This is a genomic window from Chitinophaga parva (assembly GCF_003071345.1).
GTDB classification, from domain to species: Bacteria; Bacteroidota; Bacteroidia; order Chitinophagales; family Chitinophagaceae; genus Chitinophaga; species Chitinophaga parva.
The window spans coordinates 836,671-860,510 of record NZ_QCYK01000003.1 but is presented as its reverse complement, the minus strand read 5'-3'; the positions used below and the strand labels follow the sequence as shown (position 1 = coordinate 860,510).

General features: G+C 52.5%; 21 protein-coding genes. 10 read left to right on the top strand and 11 right to left on the bottom strand.

Going from position 1 to position 23,840, the window contains the following annotated elements; all coding sequences use genetic code 11:
* Positions 1–19: 19 nt before the first annotated feature.
* The 3 genes from DCC81_RS22675 to DCC81_RS22665 form a co-directional block, all read right to left on the bottom strand.
* The gene (locus DCC81_RS22675) at positions 20–622 is read right to left on the bottom strand and encodes a bifunctional nuclease family protein (protein ID WP_108688947.1); all 603 of its coding nucleotides are present in this window, start codon (positions 620–622) and stop codon (positions 20–22) included.
* Between the two features lie 316 nt (positions 623–938).
* Complete coding sequence (locus tag DCC81_RS22670) at positions 939–1,898, bottom strand: electron transfer flavoprotein subunit alpha/FixB family protein (RefSeq protein WP_108688946.1); 960 nt, start codon at positions 1,896–1,898, stop codon at positions 939–941.
* A 103-nt stretch (positions 1,899–2,001) separates the two neighbouring features.
* Positions 2,002–2,742, bottom strand: a complete 741-nt coding sequence (locus tag DCC81_RS22665; RefSeq protein WP_108688945.1) for an electron transfer flavoprotein subunit beta/FixA family protein — start codon at positions 2,740–2,742, stop codon at positions 2,002–2,004.
* Positions 2,743–2,832: 90 nt separating this feature from the next.
* Between DCC81_RS22665 and DCC81_RS22660 the strand changes: the two genes are divergently transcribed.
* The gene (locus DCC81_RS22660; protein WP_108688944.1) at positions 2,833–3,150 is read left to right on the top strand and encodes a tetratricopeptide repeat protein; all 318 of its coding nucleotides are present in this window, start codon (positions 2,833–2,835) and stop codon (positions 3,148–3,150) included.
* Positions 3,151–3,466: 316 nt separating this feature from the next.
* A complete protein-coding gene (gene tilS, locus DCC81_RS22655) occupies positions 3,467–4,801 on the top strand; it encodes a tRNA lysidine(34) synthetase TilS (protein ID WP_108688943.1) in 1,335 nt (444 codons plus the stop codon).
* A gap of 93 nt (positions 4,802–4,894) precedes the next feature.
* Here the strand turns inward: tilS and serA are convergent, their stop codons facing one another.
* A complete protein-coding gene (gene serA, locus DCC81_RS22650) occupies positions 4,895–6,133 on the bottom strand; it encodes a phosphoglycerate dehydrogenase (RefSeq protein WP_108688942.1) in 1,239 nt (412 codons plus the stop codon).
* A gap of 301 nt (positions 6,134–6,434) precedes the next feature.
* Here serA and DCC81_RS22645 point away from each other — a divergent pair, with 301 nt between their 5' ends.
* Positions 6,435–7,871 (top strand): serine hydrolase domain-containing protein, encoded by a 1,437-nt coding sequence (locus DCC81_RS22645; RefSeq protein WP_108689295.1) that lies wholly within the window; start codon positions 6,435–6,437, stop codon positions 7,869–7,871.
* A 21-nt stretch (positions 7,872–7,892) separates the two neighbouring features.
* Here DCC81_RS22645 and DCC81_RS22640 read toward each other — a convergent pair whose 3' ends face one another.
* Positions 7,893–8,891, bottom strand: coding sequence for a cation diffusion facilitator family transporter (locus tag DCC81_RS22640; protein WP_108688941.1), 999 nt, complete (start codon positions 8,889–8,891; stop codon positions 7,893–7,895).
* 56 nt (positions 8,892–8,947) lie between these two features.
* Here DCC81_RS22640 and DCC81_RS22635 point away from each other — a divergent pair, with 56 nt between their 5' ends.
* Positions 8,948–9,469 (top strand): hypothetical protein, encoded by a 522-nt coding sequence (locus DCC81_RS22635; protein WP_108688940.1) that lies wholly within the window; start codon positions 8,948–8,950, stop codon positions 9,467–9,469.
* 113 nt (positions 9,470–9,582) lie between these two features.
* Here DCC81_RS22635 and infC read toward each other — a convergent pair whose 3' ends face one another.
* Both infC and thrS read right to left on the bottom strand, forming a co-directional pair.
* Positions 9,583–10,302, bottom strand: coding sequence for a translation initiation factor IF-3 (gene infC / locus DCC81_RS22630; RefSeq protein WP_108688939.1), 720 nt, complete (start codon positions 10,300–10,302; stop codon positions 9,583–9,585).
* A gap of 119 nt (positions 10,303–10,421) precedes the next feature.
* Positions 10,422–12,362: a threonine--tRNA ligase gene (gene thrS, locus DCC81_RS22625; RefSeq protein ID WP_108688938.1), complete on the bottom strand. Its 1,941-nt coding sequence runs from the start codon at positions 12,360–12,362 to the stop codon at positions 10,422–10,424.
* A gap of 235 nt (positions 12,363–12,597) precedes the next feature.
* Between thrS and DCC81_RS22620 the strand changes: the two genes are divergently transcribed.
* Complete coding sequence (locus DCC81_RS22620; protein ID WP_133177772.1) at positions 12,598–13,716, top strand: rhomboid family intramembrane serine protease; 1,119 nt, start codon at positions 12,598–12,600, stop codon at positions 13,714–13,716.
* Positions 13,717–13,778: 62 nt separating this feature from the next.
* On the opposite strand, the gene DCC81_RS22615 is transcribed toward DCC81_RS22620, so the two are convergent.
* A complete protein-coding gene (locus DCC81_RS22615) occupies positions 13,779–16,145 on the bottom strand; it encodes a TonB-dependent receptor (RefSeq protein ID WP_108688936.1) in 2,367 nt (788 codons plus the stop codon).
* A gap of 29 nt (positions 16,146–16,174) precedes the next feature.
* The gene (locus DCC81_RS22610; protein ID WP_108688935.1) at positions 16,175–16,747 is read right to left on the bottom strand and encodes a DUF3347 domain-containing protein; all 573 of its coding nucleotides are present in this window, start codon (positions 16,745–16,747) and stop codon (positions 16,175–16,177) included.
* 75 nt (positions 16,748–16,822) lie between these two features.
* On the opposite strand from DCC81_RS22610, the gene DCC81_RS22605 reads away from it, so the two are divergent.
* From DCC81_RS22605 to DCC81_RS25620, 5 genes are all read left to right on the top strand, one after another.
* A complete protein-coding gene (locus DCC81_RS22605; RefSeq protein ID WP_108688934.1) occupies positions 16,823–18,748 on the top strand; it encodes an ABC-F family ATP-binding cassette domain-containing protein in 1,926 nt (641 codons plus the stop codon).
* A gap of 106 nt (positions 18,749–18,854) precedes the next feature.
* On the top strand, positions 18,855–19,538 hold the full coding sequence (locus DCC81_RS22600; RefSeq protein WP_108688933.1) for a response regulator transcription factor: 684 nt from the start codon (positions 18,855–18,857) through the stop codon (positions 19,536–19,538).
* 2 nt (positions 19,539–19,540) lie between these two features.
* Positions 19,541–20,911 (top strand): sensor histidine kinase, encoded by a 1,371-nt coding sequence (locus DCC81_RS22595; protein ID WP_108688932.1) that lies wholly within the window; start codon positions 19,541–19,543, stop codon positions 20,909–20,911.
* Between the two features lie 149 nt (positions 20,912–21,060).
* On the top strand, positions 21,061–21,714 hold the full coding sequence (locus tag DCC81_RS22590; protein ID WP_133177771.1) for an efflux RND transporter periplasmic adaptor subunit: 654 nt from the start codon (positions 21,061–21,063) through the stop codon (positions 21,712–21,714).
* A gap of 79 nt (positions 21,715–21,793) precedes the next feature.
* On the top strand, positions 21,794–21,964 hold the full coding sequence (locus DCC81_RS25620; protein WP_165806700.1) for a hypothetical protein: 171 nt from the start codon (positions 21,794–21,796) through the stop codon (positions 21,962–21,964).
* Positions 21,965–22,124: 160 nt separating this feature from the next.
* Here DCC81_RS25620 and trhO read toward each other — a convergent pair whose 3' ends face one another.
* Together trhO and DCC81_RS22580 are read right to left on the bottom strand one after the other, a co-directional pair.
* Positions 22,125–23,189: an oxygen-dependent tRNA uridine(34) hydroxylase TrhO gene (gene trhO, locus DCC81_RS22585; protein ID WP_108688930.1), complete on the bottom strand. Its 1,065-nt coding sequence runs from the start codon at positions 23,187–23,189 to the stop codon at positions 22,125–22,127.
* Between the two features lie 180 nt (positions 23,190–23,369).
* Positions 23,370–23,573, bottom strand: coding sequence for a hypothetical protein (locus DCC81_RS22580; protein WP_108688929.1), 204 nt, complete (start codon positions 23,571–23,573; stop codon positions 23,370–23,372).
* Positions 23,574–23,840 lie beyond the last annotated feature (267 nt).

Below are 23,840 nucleotides of genomic sequence, written 5' to 3'. Positions count from 1 at the left end.
GGCGGGTCTTTTATAGCGCTTACAGGGCGTTCTTACGGCTATTGATCTCATCACGGATAGTGATGGCCCGGATATAATCTTCCTGCTCCAGTACCTCGCCCAGCAAGGTGTTCAGGTCTTCCAGGCTCATGGCATGCAGGTTGTCTTCTGCACCCTTCTCATGTTCCGAAATAGTGGGCGACAAAGGCTTGCCGGCCTTCTTCCCGGTGGTATCGTCCAGCAGGATGCCGGCACTGTTAAGGATGTTCTCGTATGTATAAATGGGACAACCGAAGCGGACGGCCAGCGCCAGCGCATCGGAAGTGCGGGAATCTATTTCAATGGTTTCATCGTGGCTGCTGCATACCAGCTTGGAATAAAAGATGCCTTCCTGGAGGTTGCTGATCACTACTTCATGCAGTTCAATGCTGAACGCCGTCATGAAGTTCTTCATCAGGTCGTGGGTCAACGGGCGGCTGGGTTGCATTTTTTCCAACGCCACGGCAATCGCTTGTGCTTCAAATCCACCGATTACAATGGGTAACCGGCGCAATCCATTCACTTCGCCCAGTACCACCGCATACGAATGTGTTTGCGTAATGCTGTGAGACAAGGCTACAATTTCCAGTTCTATTTTTCTCATATTGGCTCGCGTTGTCGCTGATAGTTAGTAGAACCGTGAAGTTAGCAAAATAATTTGGCATGTGAAAATATCTGCGGCGTATAACCTTGAATACTACACGTTTCCACACAAAAAAGTAAATAAAAGCCTGAAATAAAACCAGCCGCTATTTGCCGGTTGCCGGCGCTCCCGCGGAAGACATTCTGTTTCAGTACCTTCTCCATTTTCCTTATCAAAGCGCCGCATTTCTTATAGCGGCGCTTTGGTTGAAAAGTTCCGGGTTTCCCGGGTTCCTGGAAAATGCCGGATCCGGTTTTCCAGGCAGCCCTGGTGATCTTTATTTCAAGGCCTTCACGGCTTCCGTGATCTTGGGTACTACTTCAAAAGCATCGCCTACAATGCCGTAGTCTGCCGCTTTGAAGAAGGGCGCTTCCGGATCTTTGTTGATCACCACGATCACCTTACTGCCGTTCACACCGGCCAGATGCTGGATGGCGCCGGAAATGCCAATGGCAATGTACAGGTTAGGGCGGATGGTCAGCCCTGTCTGTCCCACATGCTCATGGTGGGGACGCCAGCCGGCATCCGCCACGGGGCGGGAACAGGCGGTAGTGGCGCCCAGCGCCTTGGCCAGGTCTTCTACCAGCCCCCAGTTTTCAGGCCCTTTCAACCCGCGGCCACCGCTCACCACCAGGGTGGCTTCGGAAAGGGGCACTTCACCGGTGATCACCTCGCGCTTCAGCACTTTTACTTTGGCGGCGGGGATCTCCGTAGCAAAGGGTACTACCTCCGCCGTGTTGCCGGTGGGCTCCAGTGCAAAAGTGTTGGGCATTACCGCCACCACTTTCTTTGCGGCGCTAATGTTTACGCTAGCAAAGGCCTTGCCGGAAAAGACGTTCTTTTTTACTACGAAACCGTTGCTGGTATCGGGCAGGGAAATGGCCCCGGTCACCAGGCCGGCCTTCAGGCGGGCGGCTACCATGGGTGCGATGGCGCGGCCATCAAAGTTGAAGGGGAATATCAGCACGTCTGCGCCTTCCTGTGCAGCAGCTGCCGCTATCACCTGGGTGTACACCGCGGCATCCACTTCTTTCAAAGCAGCAGCTGTGGCGTGCAGCACCTTGCTGGCGCCATAGTTGCCCAAAGCGGCCAGGGAAGCGTCGTCCGCGGCTCCCAGTACAATGGCGGAAGCAGTAGTGTTGAGTAACTGGGCAACTTTAGCCCCATATTGAACAGCTTCCAGCGCGCTCTTTTTTACAACGCCTTCTGCCTGGTCTGCGAATATTAAAACGGACATTGATCAGGGTTTTAAGTTAACGGTTAATCGTTAAGCGTTAAAAGTTAATTGTTATCAGCTAAAGGTGGGGTCAACCGGGTACGATCAACCATTCACACTCAACTTAAATCACCTTCGCTTCTTCATGGAGCAAACGTACCAGCTCAGCGGGGTTGTCTGCTGGAACGAGCTTCACACCTGCCTTGGCGGGGGGCAGCTCGAAGCTGACAATGCTGGTCAGGGTTTCTGCAGCTACCGGCTCTGTTACCGTGAGGGGCTTGGTACGGGCAGCCATGATGCCACGCATGTTGGGAATACGGGCTTCCGCCATTCCTTTCTGGCAGCTTACCACCACGGGCAGGCTCACCTGCACCTCTTCTTCCCCACCTTCAATCTCCCGGCGGATGGTGGCCGTAGTGCCGTCCAGGTCAAATTTTGCGGCAATGGAAACGTAGGGCAGCTGCAGCATTTCTGCTACCATACCGCCAATGCCCGATCCATTGAAGTCGATCGTTTCTTTGCCGGTAAAAATAATATCGTAGCCCTGCTGCTCCGCATGGGCAGCTATCTGCGCGGCAATGTAATAGCTGTCCTGGCTGTCGCCGTTAATGCGGAACGCCTCATCTCCGCCCAGGGCCAGGGCCTTGCGGATCACGGGCTCAGTGTCTGCACCGCCCACGGTCACCAGGTGCAGGGTGGCACCAGTGGCTTCTTTGATCTCCAGCGCACGCACCAGCGCATACCATTCATCATAGGGGTTAATGATGAACTGTACGCCGGCCTCGCTGAATTTCGTGTTGTTGTCGGTGAACGCTATTTTTGCAGTTGTGTCGGGAGTTTTGCTGATACAAACTAAAATCTTCATGACCTTTAACTGTTTTATTGATTAAACGCGGTATGGGCAAATATATCCTATTTGGGTATATGAGCAAGCGTTGAATAAATTATCCGGAGCATGCAGGCAGACCGAATTTCCCAACTCAAACAAATGCTGGAGACCGAACCACAGGATAGCTTCCTGCAGCACGCACTGGCATTGGAGTATATTAAACACAACGATGACACCGGCGCCCGCCGTCTCTTTGAATCCGTGCTGGCCCACGATCCGGGCTACACCGGGTCTTATTACCACCTGGGAAAATTGCTGGAGCGCCAGGGAGAAAAGGACGCTGCGCAGGAAGTGTATGAAAAAGGCATGGCCATAGCGAAAGAAAAGCAGGAAAGGCACGCGTACAACGAATTGCAGTCGGCACTGGAGGATTTAATATATTGAATTGTCCTAGGTCTTAGGTCCTAAGTCTTAGGTACCGGTATGTTAAATACATTTGCGTTGTTTATTCAGCGATCATCTTAATTGTCCTAGGTCTTAGGTACCGGTATGTTAGATACGTTTATGTTGTTTATTCAGCGATCATTAATTGTCTTAGGTCTTAGGTACCGGTATGTTATTGTTTATTCAGTAATCCAGGACCTGAGACCTGAGACTTAAGACCTAGGACTTAAGACCTAGGACCTAGGACCTAAGACCTAGGACCTAGGACCTAAGACCTAAGACCTAAGACTTACGACTTAAGACCCATAACTAACCAATGCTCATCACTCAATTCCGATCATACGTCCAACAGGAAAACCTGTTCAACCCGTCGCAAACCGTGCTGCTGGCCGTAAGCGGCGGGGCCGATTCTGTGGCCATGGCCTACCTCTTCAAAGCGGCAGGCCTGCGCTTTGGCATGGCCCATTGCAACTTCCAATTGCGGGGAGAAGAGTCCCTCCGCGACGCCCATTTTGTGGAAGCGCTTTCCCTGCAACTGGATGTACCTTTTTTCTCCATTGAATTTGAAACCCTGTCTTACGCGGAACGACACAAAATATCCATACAGGTGGCGGCCCGCCAGCTGCGGTACGACTGGCTGGAACAAGTGCGCGCACAGGAAGCATACGACTACATTGCCACCGCCCACCACCTGCAGGATAATGTGGAAACCCTGCTCATGAACCTGAGCAAAGGCACGGGCATAGCGGGTTTGCACGGTATACTGCCCCGGCAGGGAAAGCTGGTGCGCCCCCTGCTTTTCACGGATAAAGCCTCCCTCCTCACCTACCTGGACGGGCGCCCGTTTGTAGAAGACAGCTCCAATCTAACGGATAAGTATACACGTAATCACTTCCGCCAGCATGTGATCCCCGCCATCCAGGAAGTGTTTCCGCAGGCGGTGACCAACATGGGCCAGAGCATCCGGCATTTCCGCGAGGCGGAGCAGCTGTACCAGCAGGCCATAGCATGGCACCGCAAAAAATTACTGGTGCAGGTGGGCCCTCATTTCCAGGTGTCCGTACTGAAACTGCAAAAAGCGGTACCGCTCCATACCATTGCATTTGAGCTGTTTGCCCCTTTTGGCTGCACGCCTGCGCAAACCACGCATGTGCTGCAACTGCTGCAGGCGGAATCCGGCCACTTTGTAGACACGCCCACACACCGCATCCTGCGTAACCGGGCCTGGCTCCTCATCCTGCCACACACCGCTACGGACAACAATATTTACGTAATAGACCATGCCGGTACCAAAGCGGCTACCGCCGATGGCACCCTGCATGTCAGCCCTGCAACACCTTACCATGGCAAGCTACCCACCGATGCCCAAAACCCACTGGTGGCCTGCCTGGACGCATCCCAACTGAAGTTTCCGCTGCTGCTCCGCAAATGGAAAACCGGTGATTATTTCTACCCCCTGGGCATGACCAAAAAGAAAAAACTCAGCCGCTTCTTCATTGACCAAAAACTTTCCCTGGCCCGTAAGGAACAGGTGTGGGTGGTGGAAAGCAACAAACGCATTGTATGGATAGCCGGCCTACGCATTGATAACCGTTTTAAGCTCACAGACAGTACACGGGATATGGTGGAGCTGAAGTGGGTGGCAGGTTAAAAGACGAAGCCCGTCCCGGTTGAACCAGGACGGGCTTTTATTTATTTCATGGCCATGTACCTAAGACTTTAGGCCCAGGGCCCAAGACCTGATTTAATACAGCACCCTCGTCTTAATCGTATGCGGTACCTCTTTCAAAAATGCCAGTGCATCTGCACTCAGGTTGCTGTCCACATCCAGCACCACGTAGCCTATCTGTTCATTGGTCTTCAGGTACTGACCCAGGATGTTGATCTTGTTGGAAGACAGGGCCGTGTTGATGGCAGATAGTACGCCGGGCACGTTCTCGTGGATATGAAGGATGCGGTGGGCATGCTCTACCTCCGGTACACTGAGGGCCGGCACGCTGTGGGAGCCAAAACTGTTGCCGGTTTCCAGGTAGGCCAGCATTTTGGCGCTCACGTCCAGGCCAATATTATGTTGCGCTTCCTCGGTGCTGCCGCCAATGTGGGGCGTAAGGATCACGTTGGGCAATTTTTGCAGGGGTGTGGAGAATGCTGCGCCGTTCTTCTCGGGCTCTACGGGAAATACGTCGATGGCAGCGCCACTCAGGTGGCCGCTTTCCAGGGAGGCCTTCAGTGCGTCCAGGTCCACCACCTCGCCACGGGCGTAGTTGATGAAAATGGCGCCGGGCTTCATCATGGCCAGTACGTCGGCGGTAACCATATTCGTGGTCTGCGGCGTGCTGGGCACGTGCAGGGATACAATGTCTGCCTTGCCCAGGAACTCTTCCAGGGAGCGGATCTGGGTAGCATTGCCCAGGGGCAGCTTGGTCACGGTATCAAAGTAAATGATCTTCATGCCCAGGGCTTCGGCCAGCACGCTCACCTGGCTGCCAATGTTGCCATAACCAATGATGCCCAGCGTTTTGCCACGCAACTCATAGCTGCCCTTGGCTTCCTTCATCCAAACACCGTTGTGGGCGGCGTTGTTCTTATCAATAATGCGGCGGATGAGTATGATAGAAAGCCCGATCACCAGTTCCGCTACAGAGCGGGTATTTGAGTATGGTGCGTTGAAAACCGCCACCCCATGGGCTTTGGCGGAGTTCATGTTCACCTGGTTGGTGCCAATGCAGAAACAGCCGATGGCCTGGAGCTTCTTGGCGGCTTCCAGTACCTTGGGCGTGATCTGTGTTTTGGAACGGATGCCCAGCAGGTGTACATCCTTGATCTCCTGGATGAGCTGCTCTTCGCTTAAAGCTCCCGACAGCCTGCGTACATTCTCATAACCGGCCGATTTAAACTCCTGGGCTGCGGCCTCGCTGATGTTTTCCAATAGCAGGATGTTGATCTTTTCCTTCGGGTAACTTGTAAGCTTTTGCTGATCCATAAAAACTAATTGAGATAAGAGATTCGACAGTGCTCCGGTTGGCATAAAAAATGCTTCAATCCGGCTTTGAGGCCACAAAATTAAAAAGTGTTGGGGAGGAATCAAATACAGCTGTTTTAGTATTCGATAATCTCCAAAAATCCTAGTGGAATACCCTGTTTTTTAAAGATTTTCGATGTTTTTTACTTAAATATTCCTTAAAACAGGGCAAATAGGGCATTTTTATTTGGCAAACCAACGGTCTCGTTCTAAATTTAGCGCTTTCTAAGAAAAGCCAGTTTATTTTACACTTGTCATGTTCATGAAGCGATTGAAACCGATTCTTACTTTATTTACGGTGTCCGGCCTGGTGTTCTGCACCTGCTGTCAAAACAGTGCCGAAGGCAAAAAGGCGGTCACCGCAGCTCCTCCTCCCATAGCAGATACCACTTATACGCTCCACCTGAGCCCTGAAGAAAAGGCAGCCATCCTGGAGCGTCCCCGCAATAGACAATTACAGCAAGAACTAGACGTATTTTATAATAAACAACTGCTGCGCACCGGCTTCAACGGCGGCATCCTGGTGGCCAAGAAAGGCGTGGTGCTCTTTGAGCAATACCACGGTGTGGAAAACCCGGTGGGTAAGCAGCCCATTACAGACAGCTCTACCTTCCAGATGGCTTCTGTATCAAAGACGTTTACCGCCATGGGCATTCTCTGGCTAATGGAGCATGAAAAACTGAAACTGGAAGACAGCGTACAGACTTACATTCCCGGCTTCCCCTATAAAGGCATTACCATCCGCATGCTGCTCAACCACCGCAGCGGGCTGCCCAATTACCTCTACTTCTGCGGGCAAATGGTGAAAGACAACGGCCAGTTCCTGAGCAACCAGGACGTGATAGACCTGATGATAAAAAACCGCCCGGCGGTGCACCGCCCGCCCAACAGGGGCTTTGAGTATAACAACACTAACTTTATGCTGCTGGGCACCATCATTGAAAAAGCCAGCGGTATGAAGTATGCGGATTTCCTGCAGCAAACCTTCTTTGATCCCATTGGTATGGGCATGACGTTCGTGTACAATCCCACGGCGCCCAAGCTGCCCCACCAGACCACTTCCATGCGGGGCAACCGGATGGAGCCGGATACTTACTTTGATGGGGTGATAGGCGATAAAGGCATTTACAGCTCCGTACCGGACATGCTGAAATGGGACCAGGCCCTGTACTCCGGCCGCCTCTTTAAGCAGGAAACCCTGGACGAGGCCTACAAGCCTTACAGCCATGAGCGCCCCGGCATCCGCAACTATGGCCTGGGGTGGCACCTCATGATGCACCCCGATGGTTCCAGGATCGTGTACCACAACGGCTGGTGGCATGGCAACAACCTGGTGTTTACCCGCTTCGTGGAAGACACTACCACCATCATTATTTTAGGCAATAAGTACAATACCGGCATTTACCACGCAGTAGCGCCCATCAGCGAAATACTGGGCCACGCAGATGCCGCGGAAGATGGAGAAGATGCCACGGAGGGCACGCCCACCACGGCTCCGGATGCGCCCATCACGGAAGCTGATACTGCGAAAAACGCCATCCTTACCCCGGTACCCAAAATACCCAGGAAAAAGACCAGCACCGTGCATCACAGCACTCACCGGAAGCCCACAGCTAAAAAGCCTGTGCACCGCAGCACCAGCACCAAAAAGAAAACGACTGCTGCCAAAAGGAAAACGACCACTACCAAAAAGAAATAAGGTATTTACAGATCATCTGCACTAAAGCACGGGGGCCTCGCTTCCGTGCTTTTTGTTTGGCAGCACGTTCTCCCGGGTCCAGGTGACCGCGTGCTGAAAGGGGAAGCTGCGTACCGGGCATTCTGCCAGCCTGCAGATCTTGCAGGAGGATGGAATGCAGGGGTCACCGTGAATGAAATATTCCATATCCCCGTGGCCCTCCAGCTCTTTATTGACAAGGGTTTCCAGGCTTTTCATTTCTTCATGCGCATCTACCAGGGGCAGGTAGTAAGGCAGGGTTACATGGCAGTCCACATGGTAGTTATTCCCATACTGCTGCACACGCATGTTGTGCACATCTATCCAGGCATCGCGGCGGTGGTTATTGAGCACTGTGATAAGCTTATCCACCAGTTGCATATCTGTTTCGTCCATCAGGCCGGAGATGGAGCGCCGCAGCAGCCTGTAGCCGTTCACCAGTATCACGATGCCCAGCACAAAAGATACCGCGGGGTCCACCCATTGCCAGCCGGTAAAATGCATGAGCAGCAATGCGGCAATGAGCCCCCCACTGCTGTATACATCCGTCATGATGTGCTGCCCGTTACCACTGATGGTAATGGAGGCCATGCGCCGGCCGGCGGCCCGGAGAAAAAGGGCCAGCCAGAGATTAGCCAGTGTGGTGGCGGCTTCTATCCAAAGCCCATTGCTCACATCTTCTACCTGCTTGTCCAGGAAAATATGCTGGAAGGCTTTGAATAAAATAAGAATGCCGGCAATGAAGATCATGGCGCCTTCAAAACCGATGGAAAAAAATTCCACCTTGCCATGCCCGTAAGGATGGTCCTCGTCTTTAGGCTTGCCGGTAAGGTAAATGCTGTAACAGGCAAAAGCTCCGGCCACTACGTTGATGATGGATTCCAGCGCATCCGAAAGGATGGCTACGGAATGTGTGAGAAAGTAAGCCATGAATTTGGCTGCCGTAAGTACAAAACTTACCACCAGCGAGATCATGATGATACGAAGCTCTTTTCTTAACAATGGCAATGGTTTCTGAAGGTGAAGACAGTCTTTTAAATTTACGTATCTTTTAGCATATGACCACATTAAGAGACCGCATACTCAACGCAGGCGGAAAGCCGGACATGGCCTCCATTGCCACTTGGATAGGCCACTCCGCGCCCCGCTTTGCACAATTGATGGAATGCTTCCTGCACGATGAATACCGCGTGGTGCAACGCGCTGCATGGATCATCAGCCTGGTGGCCGATGAACAGCCTTCCCTGCTGCAGCCACACCTGCCTGCCATGGTGGCGCGCATGCAGGAGGCGGGCCTGCCGGTGGCGGTGAAACGCAACGTGGTGCGGGTGTTACAGGTGTTGCATATCCCGGAAGACCTTCAGGGTGCGGTGATGGAGCAATGCTTCATCTTCCTGGCAGACCCACAGGAGACCGTGGCTGTGCGCGCCTTTTCCATGACGGTATTGGCAAACCTGGCAAAGGAATACCCGGAGATCAAGGGGGAAATAGTGATGCTGATCGAAGATGCGTTGGAGCAGGAGCCTACACCGGGCATAGTGTCCAGGGCGAAGAAGGTGTTGAAGCTGTTAAATAATTAGTTAGCTGGATGATTGCGGTTGCGCAACTGCAATCATTATCCGGCCCTACAATCAGCCCCCAATAAAAAACGCCAGGCATGTGATTGCCTGGCGTTTCATATTGCAAGTAAAGCCTATTCGGGTTTGCTTTCTGTGGTGGCTTCGGGAGCGGGGGAAGCTTTTGGTTCTTTAGCTTCCTTGGGTTCCTTCGGCTCTTTGGCTTCTTTGTCCTTGCCGGCTTTACCGGCCTTCTTGGCGGTTTTGGGGGCAAAGATCACGATCATGCGCTTACCTTCCATGAGGGGCATGCCTTCCAGCGTGCCTACATCGGCCAGGCGTTCTGCAAATTTCAGGAGGATCAGCTCACCACGTTCCTTGAACATGATAGCGCGGCCTTTGAACTGCACGTACGTCTTTACCTTGTTACCCTCGCGGAGGAATTTCTCTGCGTGTTTGGATTTGAAGTCGAAGTCATGGTCATCGGTGTTCGGCGTAAAGCGAATTTCTTTCACTTCGCTTTTATGCGCGTTCGCCTTCATTTCCTTTTCCTTCTTCTTCTTTTCGTAAAGGAATTTATTGTAATCGATGATGCGGCAAACGGGGGGCGCAGCGTTGGGGGAAATTTCCACCAGGTCCAGCTGCTGGTCTTCGGCCATTCTCAGGGCCTCTTCGGTGCGGTAAACACCCGGTTCTACATTTTCACCTACCAGGCGCACTTCCGGAACGCGGATCATGCGGTTTGTACGGTGTTCCTGCTGCTGTTCCCTGCGGAAATTGGGATTGCGGCCACGGAAATTGTTATTGTTTGGACCGCCAGGAGGGCGATTAAAACTTGGTCTTGGTCCTTGTTGCATTAAGAAAAATAAAAAATTACTGATGAATTAATTTGAAACTGAGCCGGTGAAATGACCTGCAATTTGCGTACCCGAATTTATAAAAGTTTTATGTGTTTTGTTTTACACATCAAAAAAACTTATTCGGCGGCAATGCGGCTGTTCACTTCTTCCTGGATCAGGGAGATGAATTGTTCCAAGGGCATAGTGCCTATGTCGCCTTTTGACTGACGGCGTACGGCTACTACGTTCTCGGCGGCCTCTTTCTCGCCTAATACCAGCATGTACGGCACTTTGGCCAGCTCGGTATCGCGGATCTTCTTACCGATCTTTTCGTTCCGGTCGTCAATCTCTGCGCGAATTTCCGACTTTTTCAGCAAATCTGCCACTTTTTCTGCATAGGCCTGGCTCTTGTCAGAGATGGGAAGGATCTTCACCTGGGTAGGCGTCAGCCAGAGCGGGAACTTACCGCCCACGTGCTCTATCAGCACGGCAATGAAGCGTTCCAGGGAGCCGAAGGGTGCACGGTGCAGCATTACCGGGCGATGACGCTGGTTGTCTGCCCCGATGTATTCCAGTTCAAAACGCTCGGGCAGGTTGTAATCCACCTGGATGGTTCCCAGCTGCCATTTGCGGCCCAGGGCGTCTTTCACCATGAAGTCCAGCTTGGGGCCGTAGAACGCGGCTTCGTCATATTCGACCACGGTCTTCAAACCTTTTTCTGCTGCAGAGGTTATGATGGCCTGCTCTGCCAGGTTCCAGTTCTCGTCTGTACCAATGTACTTGGAGCGGTCTGTCTGGTGGCGCAGGGAGATCTGTGCGGTATAATCGGTAAAGTTCAGGCTTTTAAATACATAGAGCACCAGGTCTATCACCTTCATGAACTCTTCCTTCACCTGGTCCGGGCGGCAGAACAGGTGGGCATCGTCCTGGGTAAAGCCACGCACGCGGGTGAGGCCGTGCAGTTCCCCATGCTGCTCGTAGCGGTACACGGTACCAAATTCCGCGAAGCGTACCGGCAGGTCTTTATACGACTTGGGAGATGCTTTATAGATCTCGCAGTGGTGCGGGCAGTTCATGGGCTTCAGCAGGAACTCCTCTCCTTCTTCCGGCGTGTGGATGGGCTGGAAGCTGTCTTTGCCATACTTCTCGTAGTGGCCGGAGGTAACGTACAGCTGCTTGCTGCCGATATGGGGCGTTACCACGGGCAGGTAACCGCTTTCTATCTGGGCTTTCTGCAGGAAAGACTGCAGGCGCTCCCGCAGCATGGCGCCCTTGGGCAGCCACAAAGGCAGCCCCAGGCCTACTTTTTCGGAGAAGGTGAACAGTTCCAGTTCCTTGCCCAGCTTGCGGTGGTCGCGCTTCTTGGCTTCTTCCAGCAGGAACAGGTGCTCTTCCAGTTCCTTATTGTTCGGGAAGGTCACCCCATAAATGCGGGTGAGCATTTTGTTCTTCTCATCGCCCCGCCAGTAAGCGCCGGCAATGCTGGTGAGCTTTATAGCCTTGATAAAGCCGGTGTTGGGAATGTGCGGGCCACGGCACAGGTCTGTGAAGTTGCCCTGGGTATAAAAGGTGATGGAACCGTCCTGCAGGTTTTGCAGGAGGTCTATCTTGTAAGGATCATTTTTTTCTGTGAAATACGCGATCGCATCGGCTTTGGCCACATCCTTGCGCTGGTACACGCTGTTGTTCTTAGCCAGTTCCGCCATCTTCACCTCCACCTTACGCAGGTCTTCTTCGGTGATCTGGCGGTCGCCCAGGTCTATGTCATAATAGAACCCTTTTTCAATAGCGGGGCCTATACCGAACTTGGTGCCGGGGAAAACGGCCTCCAGGGCCTCTGCCAGCAAGTGGGCGGAGGAGTGCCAGAATGTAGATTTACCTTCCAGGTCATCCCACGTCAGGAGCTGCAGCGTAGCATCGGTCTTGATGGGGCGGGTTGCGTCCCACACCTCACCATTGATCTTAGCGGCCAATACTTTGCGTGCCAGTCCTTCACTTATCGACTTGGCAATGTCCAATGCAGAAACGCCCTCTTCGTACTGACGTACTGCTCCATCCGGAAAAGTAATACTGATCATATCTGTTTAAAAGCCATGGGTCTTTGCCACCCATGATCCAAAATTAAATGCCTGCGAAGTTATGAAAAAAAAGGTTGTTATTAAAATGCTTCGGTCTCAACCTTCCAAGGCGGGGCTCACGGGGTTTCCAGGGGCCAACAGACTTTAAAGATACATTAACATTACGGCTATACCATCGCAGTTGGCTTTTAAAATTAATCTCTACATTTACTGCCTGTTTATTTTCGATTTTTCTATGCAAACAAAGACCGGCAGTTTTAAAGTTTTCTTTTTCCCTTTCCTGTACACCGCGGTGCTGTTCATTGCCCTTTACATTTTTGGGCTGTACCGCCTGCGCAATGTGCCGGGAATAGCCATCACGGAAGATATGCTGGTGTGGGGCCCCGTGCTCCTGGTGGTGATCCCCTGCCTGCTGCTACGCCCCCGGGCCAAGCGCCTGGTACACCGGGAAAGCAAGAGCACCCTCACCGGCAACCTGCTTTTTGCCGCCGCGCTGGCTATGGCCCTGCCCCTGGTGCTCATGGGCATGGGCTACCCGCCCATGTACCAGGCCCTGGGTTTTGTGCTGGGCCTCGTAGGCGTGTTTTACCTGATGTTACAGACGGAAGTAAAGGGTACCCAGGCCCCCGTGCAGGTGTACAGCCAGGGGGGCGAGCATTTTGCCTACCGCCCCCACCCGGACGAGCGGCCCCTGCGCCCGGTGCGCCCGCGGGCAAACCCGTTGTTTTTCCTGCGCCCCCGCCCCGGCTATTTCGTGACGCCAATCATCATTGACCTCAATATCCTGGTATTTATCATCATGGTGATCCGCACCGGCGCCTTGTTTGGTTTTTCTTCTGAAACGCTGATGCAGTGGGGTGCCAATAACGGTTATGCCGTATTGATCCAGCACCAGTATTACCGCATGCTCACGGCCGTGTTTGTGCATGGCGGTGGCCTGATCCACATTTTTTCCAACATGTACGCCCTGCTCTTTGCAGGCGTGGTGCTGGAGCCGGTGCTGGGCGCTAAACGCTATGCCATCATGTACCTGCTCACCGGCATCATGGCCAGTGCAGTGAGCATATTTATCCATCCCGATGTGGTAAGTTCCGGCGCGTCCGGGGCGGTATTTGGCATGTATGGCGGCCTCATTGCGCTGATGGTAGCCCGCATTTCCTCCCCGCATATAGACCGGGTAACCATGGGCAGCATGATCTTCTTCGTGGGATATAACCTGGCCTTTGGCCTTATTCCCGGCATTGATAATGCGGCCCACATTGGCGGCCTGGTAACGGGCTTCATCGTAGGGTTGCTGTACGTGCCGGGGCTGCGCAAACGCATTCGCGGGCTGCGCGAAGATTCCCGTTTTTAACGCAATCTCTTATAAAAAAAACGGGCCGCAACGTGAAAGTTGCAGCCCGTTTTTTTTACGCGTTAAAATTTAAAATTCCAGGTAACGGAGGGAATGATCGGGAACAATGATACCTGCTTGGCCTGTATGCGCAAATCGCCGGTAAAGGGACTGCCCGTCTGATCAAAGTAAAGGAAGTAGGGGTTCTGGCGACTGTACACGTTGTAAATAGAGAACGCCCAGCTGCCCTGTACACGGCGCTCCGGGTGCCGGTGTGGTTTGTAGATGGCGGAAAGGTCCAGGCGGTGATAGTTGGGCATGCGGTAGGAATTGATGCTGTTGGTTTGCTGTACCAGTGTGCCTTCCTGGAAAAAGAAACTTTCCGGCAGCGTGGTGGTATTGCCGGTGGCAAAAATGAAAACGCCCGAGAAGCTCCAATGCTCATCCAGGTCATACATGCCTACTACGCTGAGATCGTGGCGGCGGTCGTACTTGGCGGGGAATTTACGGCCATCGTTGAGGTCGGGAAACTGGCGCCAGGTCCAGGCCAGGGTATAGCCTATCCAGCCAGTGAGTTTTCCCTTGGTCTTGCGCACAAAAAATTCCGCTCCGTAAGACCAGCCTTTCCCAAATACAAAATCCCGTTCGGGGTCACCACTCACGCTCGGCGTATAGCCGTCCCGGTATTCTATCTGGTTTTGCATGGTCTTGTAATAGCCTTCCACAGAGGCTTCCCATACATTGTCCATAAAATTGGTAAAGTAACCCGCGGCATATTGGTCTGCTACCTGGGGCTTCACATGGTAGGTGCTGGGCACCCAGATATCCGTGGGCAACGTAGTACCGGCGCTGCTCACCAGGTGCACATACTGGTTGTTGCGGTTGTACGCCAGCTTGATGGAATTCTGGTCGTTCCATGCATACCGCAGCGTGAGGCGGGGCTCCAGGCCTCCATAATATTGCACAAACTTGCCCTTGCCATACACTACGCTGTCTGTTTTCTGCCCGGTGGCGTTTTCGTTGTAATACTTATAGGGCCCTATTTGTTCATAGGCGCTGTAACGCACGCCCACATTGAGTTTTATACGCTTGGATATCTCCCAGTCGTCCAGCACATACACGGCTCCTTCATGCGCGTTCTTCTTATACGGATTGTCCGGGTTGTACACGGTGGAGTCCTGCCCGCCGGAAACAGACGAAGGAATGAAGGTGTGGTAAATATAATTGCCCCCAAACTTCAGGTGGTGCTTGAAATTTGCGTAGTAATCAAAATCCATTTTACCGTTGAAATCGCGGATGGCGGAGTTCAGGTTCACTTTGAACGTGTTCTGCGAAGCGGTGAAATTAAACTTATAATCGTTGTACAGGAAAGAGGTGTTGAGGAACAGGCGCTGGTTGAACACGTGGTTCCAGCGCAGGGTGGCCGTGGAGTTGCCCCAGGGAATGTGCACCGCAAAATTCTTTTCCCGGTTGTTGAACGTGAAGATATCGCGCCCCAGGTAGCCGCTCAGGTACACGCGGTCCTTGTCTGAAAAAATATAATTGGCCTTGGCATTGAAATCGTAAAAATAGTACCCTGTACCGTGGTAATTGTTCTTACCGCCCATAAAAGGTTTGGTGAGCAGGTCAATGTAGGTGCGGCGGCCGGAGATAATGAAGGAGGATTTGTTTTTCTTTAAAGGCCCCTGCAGGGATAACCGGGATGCAATGAGGCCGATGCCCCCCTCCCCTTGCAGCTGCTTATTGTTGCCATCTTTCATGGTCACATCCACCACGGAAGACAGGCGCCCGCCGTAATTGGCCGGCATGCCGCCTTTAATGAGGGTAGTGCTTTTGATGGCATCTGCATTGAATACGGAAAAGAAACCAAACAGGTGGCCGGTGTTGTAAATGGGCGCTTCGTCCAGCAGGATCAGGTTCTGATCCGGCCCACCGCCGCGCACATAAAAGCCGGCATTGCCCTCCCCTGCGCTTTGCATGCCCGGCATGAGTTGCAGGGATTTGAGGATATCCACTTCGCCCATGAGGGCCGGCAGTTTCTGGGCCTGGGAGGTACTAAGCTCTATACGGCCCATGTCCGTGTTCTTCACATTTGCATCCTTGCGCTTTTCCGTGATCACCACTTCCTGCGCCTGGAACTGGATGGGTGCCATTTCCACATCCAGGTGCAGGTTTGCGCCTACATGCACGGTGTGTTCCTGCGGCTGGAAACCCAGGTAGGAGAAAATAAGGACATGGTCGCCAGGGCTTACCTGCAGCGCATAGAAGCCATAGTTGTTACTTTGTACGCCCTGGTTGGTATTTTTAAGCGCCACGGTAGCGCCAATAAGATTTTCGCCGTTAGTGCTGTCCCGCAGGTAGCCGCTGATGGTGAACGTCTGCCCCGAGACGCCGCTGCTGATCAACAGGCCACACAACATCCACATCAGCCATTTGAGAAGGAGGTCCATTGATAGTGTTTTCAGGTTATGCCTGCCGCTTACTGGAAGCGCAGGGTATCGGTTGCGGTATGCTGGCCGGCTTGTGCATTGTAAGGATTATCCGCCGTGGCGGGGTTGCTGGTGAGTAGCCAGTTGCCACCGCGGTTGTTGCGCGCGCTGGCATCATGAACGCGGTACAAGATACTCCCTTTAAGGCCGGTAAGCAAGAGCAGATCGTACCAGATATCGGAGACCATGTGATATTCATCGCGCTTGCCCGCCAGGTCCGTTTCCCCGAGTAAGCCATCCAGCTCCGCATGCATACTGCCCAGGGTGGTTTCCACCAACTCCACGGAGTCTTCATTGGTGCCCAGGGCACTTTGGGGAAGGCGGTCCAGCTGCCCCTGCAGCAACGAGGCCTGCGCATTGGCCAGCACGGTATCTTCCCGGTGCAGGGCGCCACCCAGTGCCATGTAAGTATCCAGCGCGCGGGACAGGGAGTCATACCAAACGGCGGGGTACGGAGCATGGCGCAGACCGGAAGCCCCGCCAGTGGCGGAGTCTGCCCGGTGGCAGGCTGGCAGTAACAGGGCGGCGGACAGGATGCCGGTAAGGGTCAGTCGGATGAACATTGCATTACCTTTTACCCAAAGATAATACCTCGGCACTATTTCGTACCTTTGGCCGCATTTATTTGAAAACTACTTATGCTGATTGCGTTACAAGACATCACCTTCGAGTTTGGAGCAAGGACCATCCTGGAAAATTCTTCCTGGCACATTAATACCGGCGACCGCATTGGCCTCATTGGCCTGAACGGTACCGGCAAGTCTACCCTGCTGCGCATCATCAACGGTGAATATTCCGTATCCAAGGGATCTGTCAATAAACTGAAAGGCCTCACCATCGGGTTCTTTAACCAGGACCTGCTGAGCTTTGAGACGGATGAATCCATCCTCAAAGTGGGCATGACGGCTTTTGCCGAAGCGGTAAAACTGGAAAAGGAGCTGGAAGACCTGACCAAGCGCCTGGAAACCGACGAGAGTGAAGCCCTGCTGCTGGAATACAGTGAGAAATTACATGAATTTGATACCATGGGTGGCTACACCATGGAACATAAAACCGCCCAGGTACTGGAAGGCCTCGGCTTCAGTACCACGGACCTGGCCCGCCCCTACAGCCAGTTTTCCGGTGGCTGGCGCATGCGCGTACTCCTGGCCCGCCTCATCCTGCAGCAGCCGGACGTGCTGATGCTCGACGAACCTACGAACCACCTGGATCTTCCCTCCATTGAATGGCTGGAAAAATACCTGGTGGGCTACAATGGTGCCGTGATCATCGTATCGCACGACCGCTATTTCCTGGACCGCATGGTGAACAAGATCACCGAAGTGTACCAGCAGCAGCTACACCATTACACCGGTACGTATGAAGATTACGAAGCGGAAAAAGCCCTGCGCGTGGAAATGCAGAACCGTGCATTTGAGAACCAGCAGGAATACATCCGCCAGCAGGAACGTTTTATTGAACGCTTTAAAGCCAAGGCTTCCAAAGCCGCCCAGGCACAAAGCGCCATGAAACGCCTGGACAAACTGGAACGCGTGGAGGCCGCTGATGGCGGCCCCGCCAAGATCCGCATCAACTTCAACGTGGATAAGCAACCGGGCAAGATCCTGGCCACGCTGAAAGATGTGACCAAACGCTTTGGCAACCTCACCATCCTGGAAAATACCAGCGCGGAAATAAACCGCGGGGACAAGATCGCCCTCATTGGTGCGAACGGTAAAGGTAAATCCACCCTGCTGCGCGTGATAGCCGGTACGGAGCCTTTTGAAGGAGAACGCATTCCCGGGCACAACGTGGTGACCAGCTTTTATGCACAGCACCAGCTGGAATCACTGAACCTGGATTATGAAATACTGGATGAGCTGAAAAGCTGCGGTAGCGGCCGTTCGGAACAGGAACTGCGCAACCTCCTGGGTTGTTTCCTCTTTAACGGGGACGATGTGTTCAAGAAGATCCGCATCCTTTCCGGTGGTGAAAAAGCGCGTGTGGCACTGGCAAAGACCATCATTGGCCAGGCCAACTTCCTCATGCTGGACGAACCTACGAACCACCTGGATATGAACTCCGTGCAGATGCTCATTGATGCACTGGCCAAGTATGAAGGCAGCCTGGTGCTCGTATCGCACGACCGTTATTTTGTGGCCAATACGGCCAACAAGATCTGGGAGATCGTGGATGGGGAGATCAAGGAATTTAAAGGTACTTACGCGGAATGGGAGGAGTTTAAAAAACGCCAGGCGGCAGCCATGGCACCCGCGAAGGGCGAGAAGAAAAAAGAAGCAGCCCCCGCACCCGTGGCCGCTCCCAAACCTGCCGTGAACAACGACCAGAAAAAAGAGATCCAGAAAGCGCAGAAACAATTCCAGCAGCTGGAAGCCCAGCTGGCCACCCTGAATAAGAAGAAGGACGACCTGGCCCTGGAAATGGCCGATCCGAAGATCTATGCAGACAGGCAAAAATTCAAAGACGTGGAAACGGCTTTCAACAAAGTAAATAAAGAACTGGAAGCTGCCAACCAGCAGTACGAAGCTGTTTTTGAAAAGCTGGTGGAATGGGGTGAAGCCTAAACCCGGTAAAGCTAATAAACAAGCCATCCTGCAAAGGGTGGCTTGTTGCTTTTCAGGGCATTTGCCAATGTTTACGTATTTTAGTCCCTGTTAATATAAAACCATCATGCATAAAATACTGGTAGTAGAAGATGAGGTTAAAGTAGCCAATGCGGTGAAACAAGGCCTGGAAGAGAATGGCTTTGAAGTGGACGTGGCCTATGACGGGCGCATTGGCAAAGGCCTTGCATCGAACAACGACTACGACCTGGTGATCCTGGACCTCAACCTGCCCCATGCAAATGGCTATGAGCTTTGCGAGATCATCCGCCGCAAGAACAACCGTGTGCCCATCATTATGCTCACCGCCCTGGGCGGCGTGGATGATAAAATGCAGGCCTTTGACCTGGGTGCGGATGACTACCTGGTAAAACCCTTTGACTTCCGGGAGCTGCTGGCCCGCATCCGCGTGTTCCTGAAGCGCATGGGCAGTGATGCTCCGCTCAATAACCAGTATAAGATCGTGATCGGCGACCTGGAAATAGACCGGGAGAAAAAGGAAGTACGGCGTGCCGGCAACAAGATCAACCTCACTGCCAAAGAATACCAGCTGCTGGAATTCCTGGCCCTGCACAAAGGCAAAGTGATCTCCAAACTTACCATTGCGGAAAAAGTGTGGGACATCAACTTTGACACCGGTACCAACGTGATAGAAGTATACATGAATTTCCTGCGGAAAAAGATCGATAAGGATTACGAGAACAAGTTATTGCATACTAAAACCGGCATGGGATATTACCTGGAGGAATAGTTTTGAAGATCAAGTATAAAATAGCCCTTTATTACACTACCTCTGCCGCACTGGTGCTCATGGCATTTGCGGCGCTGGTGTATTATTTCTCTTCCCAGCAAAGGCAGGCGGAGTACCAGGAGCGCATGGAATACCGCGCCCACTCCATTGCCAACGTGATCATTGAAGGCCAGAAAGTAAAGGTGGACCTGCTGCGCCGCCTGGACCGCACCACCTTCCAGGACCTGTACAAAGAGTCTATCCTGGTATATAACCCCAATTATGACCTGATCTATTCCAACCTGAAAGATACCGCCATCATCACTCCCCGCGCCAAGCTGGATTACATTAAAAAGAACAAGCGCTTCTTCTACGAAAAAGCCAATGCGGAAGAAATAGGTATCTACCATACCAGTGGCAAAGTATCCGTGATCGTGCTGGTATCCTCTTTTGACAAATACGGTTACCAGTACCTGCAAAACCTGAAGAAGATCCTGCTGGTAGGCCTGCTGGCCGTGGTGGCCTTCCTGGTGATCATCGGTTACCTTTTTGCACGCAAGATGGTGCAGCCCATAGACCGGCTGGTAAGGCAGGTGAACAGTATCAATGCCAACAACCTGCAGGGCACCCGCGTAACGGAAAAAGGCCGGGACGAGATAGCCCAGCTGGCGGCTAACTTTAACACCATGCTGCAGCGCCTGAGCGACTCCTTTGACCTGCAGAAAAGCTTTGTGAGCAATGCCTCCCACGAGTTGAGAACCCCACTGGCCGCCATGATCAGCCAGCTGCAGGTAACACTCTCCAAGCAGCGCAGCGCAGATGAATATGAAGACGTGCTCTCCAGCGTACTGGAAGACGCCGAGAACCTCTCTGACCTTTCCAATGGCCTGCTGCAACTGGCCCAGTCGGAAATGAGCCAGCAGGAAGTGGTGTTCCGCCAGGTGCGCATTGACGAACTGCTGCTGGAAATGCCCAACCTCATTAAACTGAAACAAAAGAACAACAGCAAGATCGACATAGAGTTCCTCAAAGTGCCGGAAAACGATGAGGAGGTAACCTGCATGGGCAATGAAAGCCTGCTGAAAGTGCTCTTCCTCAACCTGCTGGACAACGCCTGCAAATTCTCCCCCGACAACACTGCCCAGGTGTGCATAGATTTCCACTCCAAAAACATCATCGTACAGGTAAAAGACAATGGCATCGGTATTTCCCCGGCAGACCAGGCCATGATCTTTGAGCCCTTCTTCCGTGGTGAGAACGCACAGCAGGTGCGCGGCCATGGCCTGGGCCTTTCCATCTGTAAACGCATCGTTACCATCCACAAGGGCCACATCTCCGTATCGTCCCGGGAGGGTCATGGAACGGTGTTTACAGTGGAAGTGCCCCATTTGTGAGGGATAATTGTCGTAAGACCTAAGATGTAAGACAATCTTTTAAGCCCTTTTTAATACCTATTAAAGCCACTTTTAATTCCTGGTAAAGACATTTGTAATGTCAAAAGCGACAAGGTTGACACGACGCGGATGGCGTTAAAACGGAGTGCATGAAACGGCCTTTAATTGTTGTATATCTCTTTACCGCGATGGTGCTTTGCGCCTGCAGACAACGGTATAGGCCTACAACAAGCGGGGAAGTGAAAGCAACGTTTGTGATGAGTGACACCATGTTGCACCGCATTACCGTGGATACGGCTGTTTGTACGCCCATCGTGAATGTGATACAGTTACGTGGCCAGGTGGCCAGCGTGAAGAAAGCCCAGGCCATAATTATGGCCAAAATTCCACCCGCAGATCTTTTCCATGTTAATAAAGGAATGACCGTAACGGTCTTCCCTGTTACTACACCGCAACATATTTACGAAGGTCATATCACCGGCATCAATGCCCATACCGCCCAGGTAAGTGTACATCTGCAGCCGGGCGATACGGCCCTGGAAGCTGCCATGGCCACCACCTTGCGGCTACGCTGGGAAGACACCAATCACATGGTGGCTATTCCTGCACAGGCGGTGATCTATGACAAGCGCAAAAGAAAGTCATTCGTGATGGTGTTCCGCGACCGGTACAACATTGACAAGCGGCAGGTGTGGACGTTCAAATCGCTGGATAATACCAGCTACATCAGCGGAGGACTGGACGAAGGAGAGAAAGTAGTGAGCACAGATCAACAGCTTATCTACGATGCGATGGACCGCTGAACCACAAATCTTAAAACTGGTCTTCAACAATAAAATCAGTTCAAACCCAATTAATCATCATTCAAAAAAACATCAGACTATGAAAAAGTTCATGTCCGTACTGGCTGCTGCCGCAATCGTTGCTATTTCTGTAAACGCTGTTTCTGCGCAGACCACTAAGCCTGCCAAGAAAGAAAAAGCTAAGACTGAAAAGCCTGCTGCTGACTCTACCAAAGCTCACAAAGGTCACAAAGCTGCCAAGAAAGCTTAATTCAACCTCTTTAGTTCGCATATAGGTTGATACCACACACGGGTCGCAACGTATGTGGTGCTCCGCCCTGCCAGATATGACGCAGGGCGGAGTTTTTTTTATGCCTCATTGTAGCGGTTTTCGCTTTTGCGCCGCATTTTCCGCCTGTATGTAGGCGACCCTACCCGTTCCCTTTCTCCTGCGCCGCTGCGCGGATCTCGTTCAGCCTGGGCCTTAACCTTGCCTTGGCTTTGTTAAAGATCAGGTTTCCCTTATCTACGCCCGCACGCATGGCTTTCTGTTCTTCTTCCGGCAGGTGCAGGATCTCCTGGCATTCGCTGCTGCAACAACCTTCATATTTCTTTGCGCATTCCTCACACTGGAGGAAGAGCAGGTGACAGCCGTCGTTAATGCAGTTGGTGTGGGTATCACAGGGCTTGCCGCACTGGTGGCAGTGGCTGATGATGTCCGGGCCAATGCGCTCCCCTAAGCGGGCATCGAACACGAAGTTTTTACCGAGGAACTTATTGGGCAGGCCCTGGGCTTTGGCCTTGTTAGTATATTCAATGATGCCGCCTTCCAGGTGGTACACGTTCTTAAAACCATTGTGCAGCAGGTATGCAGACGCCTTTTCACAGCGAATGCCACCGGTACAGTACATCACGATATGCTTGTCCTTTTTGTCCTGCAGCATGTCTACACTCATCGGCAACTGGTCACGGAACGTGTCTGAGGGGATCTCGATGGCATCCTGGAAATGGCCTACTTCGTACTCGTAGTGATTGCGCATGTCCACGATCACGGTATCCGGGTCGCTGGTGATCTCGTTGAAGGAAGCGGCATCCAGGTACCGGCCCCGCTCCAGGATATTGAAAGAAGGATCAGTGATCCCATCGGCCACGATCTTATCACGCACCTTTATCTTCAGCACCCAGAAGGATTTGCCGTCGTCATCCACCGCCTTGTTAAGGCGCATGCCGTTCATAAAAGCAAAACTGTAGAGGAAATCCCGCAATGCTTCCTCATGGAAGTGGGGAGCGCTGATCTGCGCATTGATGCCCTCCTGTGCCACGTAGATGCGGCCAAACACGGACAACTTAAATAAACCTTCGTACAATTGATCTCTCAGCGCCCGGGGGTCTTCAATGTGGGCGTACTGGTAAAAAGAGATGGTGATGCGGGAAAATGTTTCTGCGGCAAGGCGTTGCTTCAACTCCTCGGCAGACACGCGATTGTGTAATATCATTTTAGTTCTGAAATTTTAAGGACAGACGTCGGCTGAACAAAATTTCACCAGTCCCACGGGGAACCGGTTTAGCGGGGCAAAGGTACAAAAAAGCGGTTGGGAAAAGACAGAAAAGCCATGGTGCAGCCCGGCCGCACCTCCAAAAAAACATGACAGGGGTTTACACAAAAGGGGGATGCCTTACTGCTGTCCCTCTATTTCCCGCGACCAGTCGCGGAGGAGTGTAATGAGGTACACGGCAGTGGCGCTCATGACCAGCAGGTAGCCCACAAAGCCTGTCATCATAAAAAACTGGAACCCTGGTAAGTGTAGAAACCCGGCGGCAGCGGCCATTGCAGCCATTACTCCCCCTACCACAAATGTGATCAGCGTCCATTTCCTCATATCATCCTCTTTTTAAAAGGTGCAGTATACTATTTTCTAAAAGCAGTGATATGAAGGTAACACTTACGTGGTATAATAACAAAATTAGTTGTGGAGAATTTTCCATTGCCCACCCACGGCGGGGCTGCGGGGGAAAACTGCTTTTCAGCGCTCCAACACATTGGGACAAAACATATATTAAATATTTTACACATACATTGCCGACGCCATTTTGATACACGCCTGTCCTCATCCTCCAATGGCAAAACTGCGTAACCACAACTTGTG

Bases quoted from the DNA above. Each gene is read 5' to 3' on its own strand.
- DCC81_RS22675 (WP_108688947.1), bottom strand. From the start codon at position 622: ATGAGAAAAATAGAACTGGAAATTGTAGCCTTGTCTCACAGCATTACG.
- DCC81_RS22670 (WP_108688946.1), bottom strand. From the start codon at position 1,898: ATGTCCGTTTTAATATTCGCAGACCAGGCAGAAGGCGTTGTAAAAAAG.
- DCC81_RS22665 (WP_108688945.1), bottom strand. From the start codon at position 2,742: ATGAAGATTTTAGTTTGTATCAGCAAAACTCCCGACACAACTGCAAAA.
- DCC81_RS22660 (WP_108688944.1), top strand. From the start codon at position 2,833: ATGCAGGCAGACCGAATTTCCCAACTCAAACAAATGCTGGAGACCGAA.
- tilS (WP_108688943.1), top strand. From the start codon at position 3,467: ATGCTCATCACTCAATTCCGATCATACGTCCAACAGGAAAACCTGTTC.
- serA (WP_108688942.1), bottom strand. From the start codon at position 6,133: ATGGATCAGCAAAAGCTTACAAGTTACCCGAAGGAAAAGATCAACATC.
- DCC81_RS22645 (WP_108689295.1), top strand. From the start codon at position 6,435: ATGAAGCGATTGAAACCGATTCTTACTTTATTTACGGTGTCCGGCCTG.
- DCC81_RS22635 (WP_108688940.1), top strand. From the start codon at position 8,948: ATGACCACATTAAGAGACCGCATACTCAACGCAGGCGGAAAGCCGGAC.
- infC (WP_108688939.1), bottom strand. From the start codon at position 10,302: ATGCAACAAGGACCAAGACCAAGTTTTAATCGCCCTCCTGGCGGTCCA.
- thrS (WP_108688938.1), bottom strand. From the start codon at position 12,362: ATGATCAGTATTACTTTTCCGGATGGAGCAGTACGTCAGTACGAAGAG.
- DCC81_RS22620 (WP_133177772.1), top strand. From the start codon at position 12,598: ATGCAAACAAAGACCGGCAGTTTTAAAGTTTTCTTTTTCCCTTTCCTG.
- DCC81_RS22615 (WP_108688936.1), bottom strand. From the start codon at position 16,145: ATGGACCTCCTTCTCAAATGGCTGATGTGGATGTTGTGTGGCCTGTTG.
- DCC81_RS22610 (WP_108688935.1), bottom strand. From the start codon at position 16,747: ATGTTCATCCGACTGACCCTTACCGGCATCCTGTCCGCCGCCCTGTTA.
- DCC81_RS22605 (WP_108688934.1), top strand. From the start codon at position 16,823: ATGCTGATTGCGTTACAAGACATCACCTTCGAGTTTGGAGCAAGGACC.
- DCC81_RS22600 (WP_108688933.1), top strand. From the start codon at position 18,855: ATGCATAAAATACTGGTAGTAGAAGATGAGGTTAAAGTAGCCAATGCG.
- DCC81_RS22590 (WP_133177771.1), top strand. From the start codon at position 21,061: ATGAAACGGCCTTTAATTGTTGTATATCTCTTTACCGCGATGGTGCTT.
- DCC81_RS25620 (WP_165806700.1), top strand. From the start codon at position 21,794: ATGAAAAAGTTCATGTCCGTACTGGCTGCTGCCGCAATCGTTGCTATT.
- trhO (WP_108688930.1), bottom strand. From the start codon at position 23,189: ATGATATTACACAATCGCGTGTCTGCCGAGGAGTTGAAGCAACGCCTT.
- DCC81_RS22580 (WP_108688929.1), bottom strand. From the start codon at position 23,573: ATGAGGAAATGGACGCTGATCACATTTGTGGTAGGGGGAGTAATGGCT.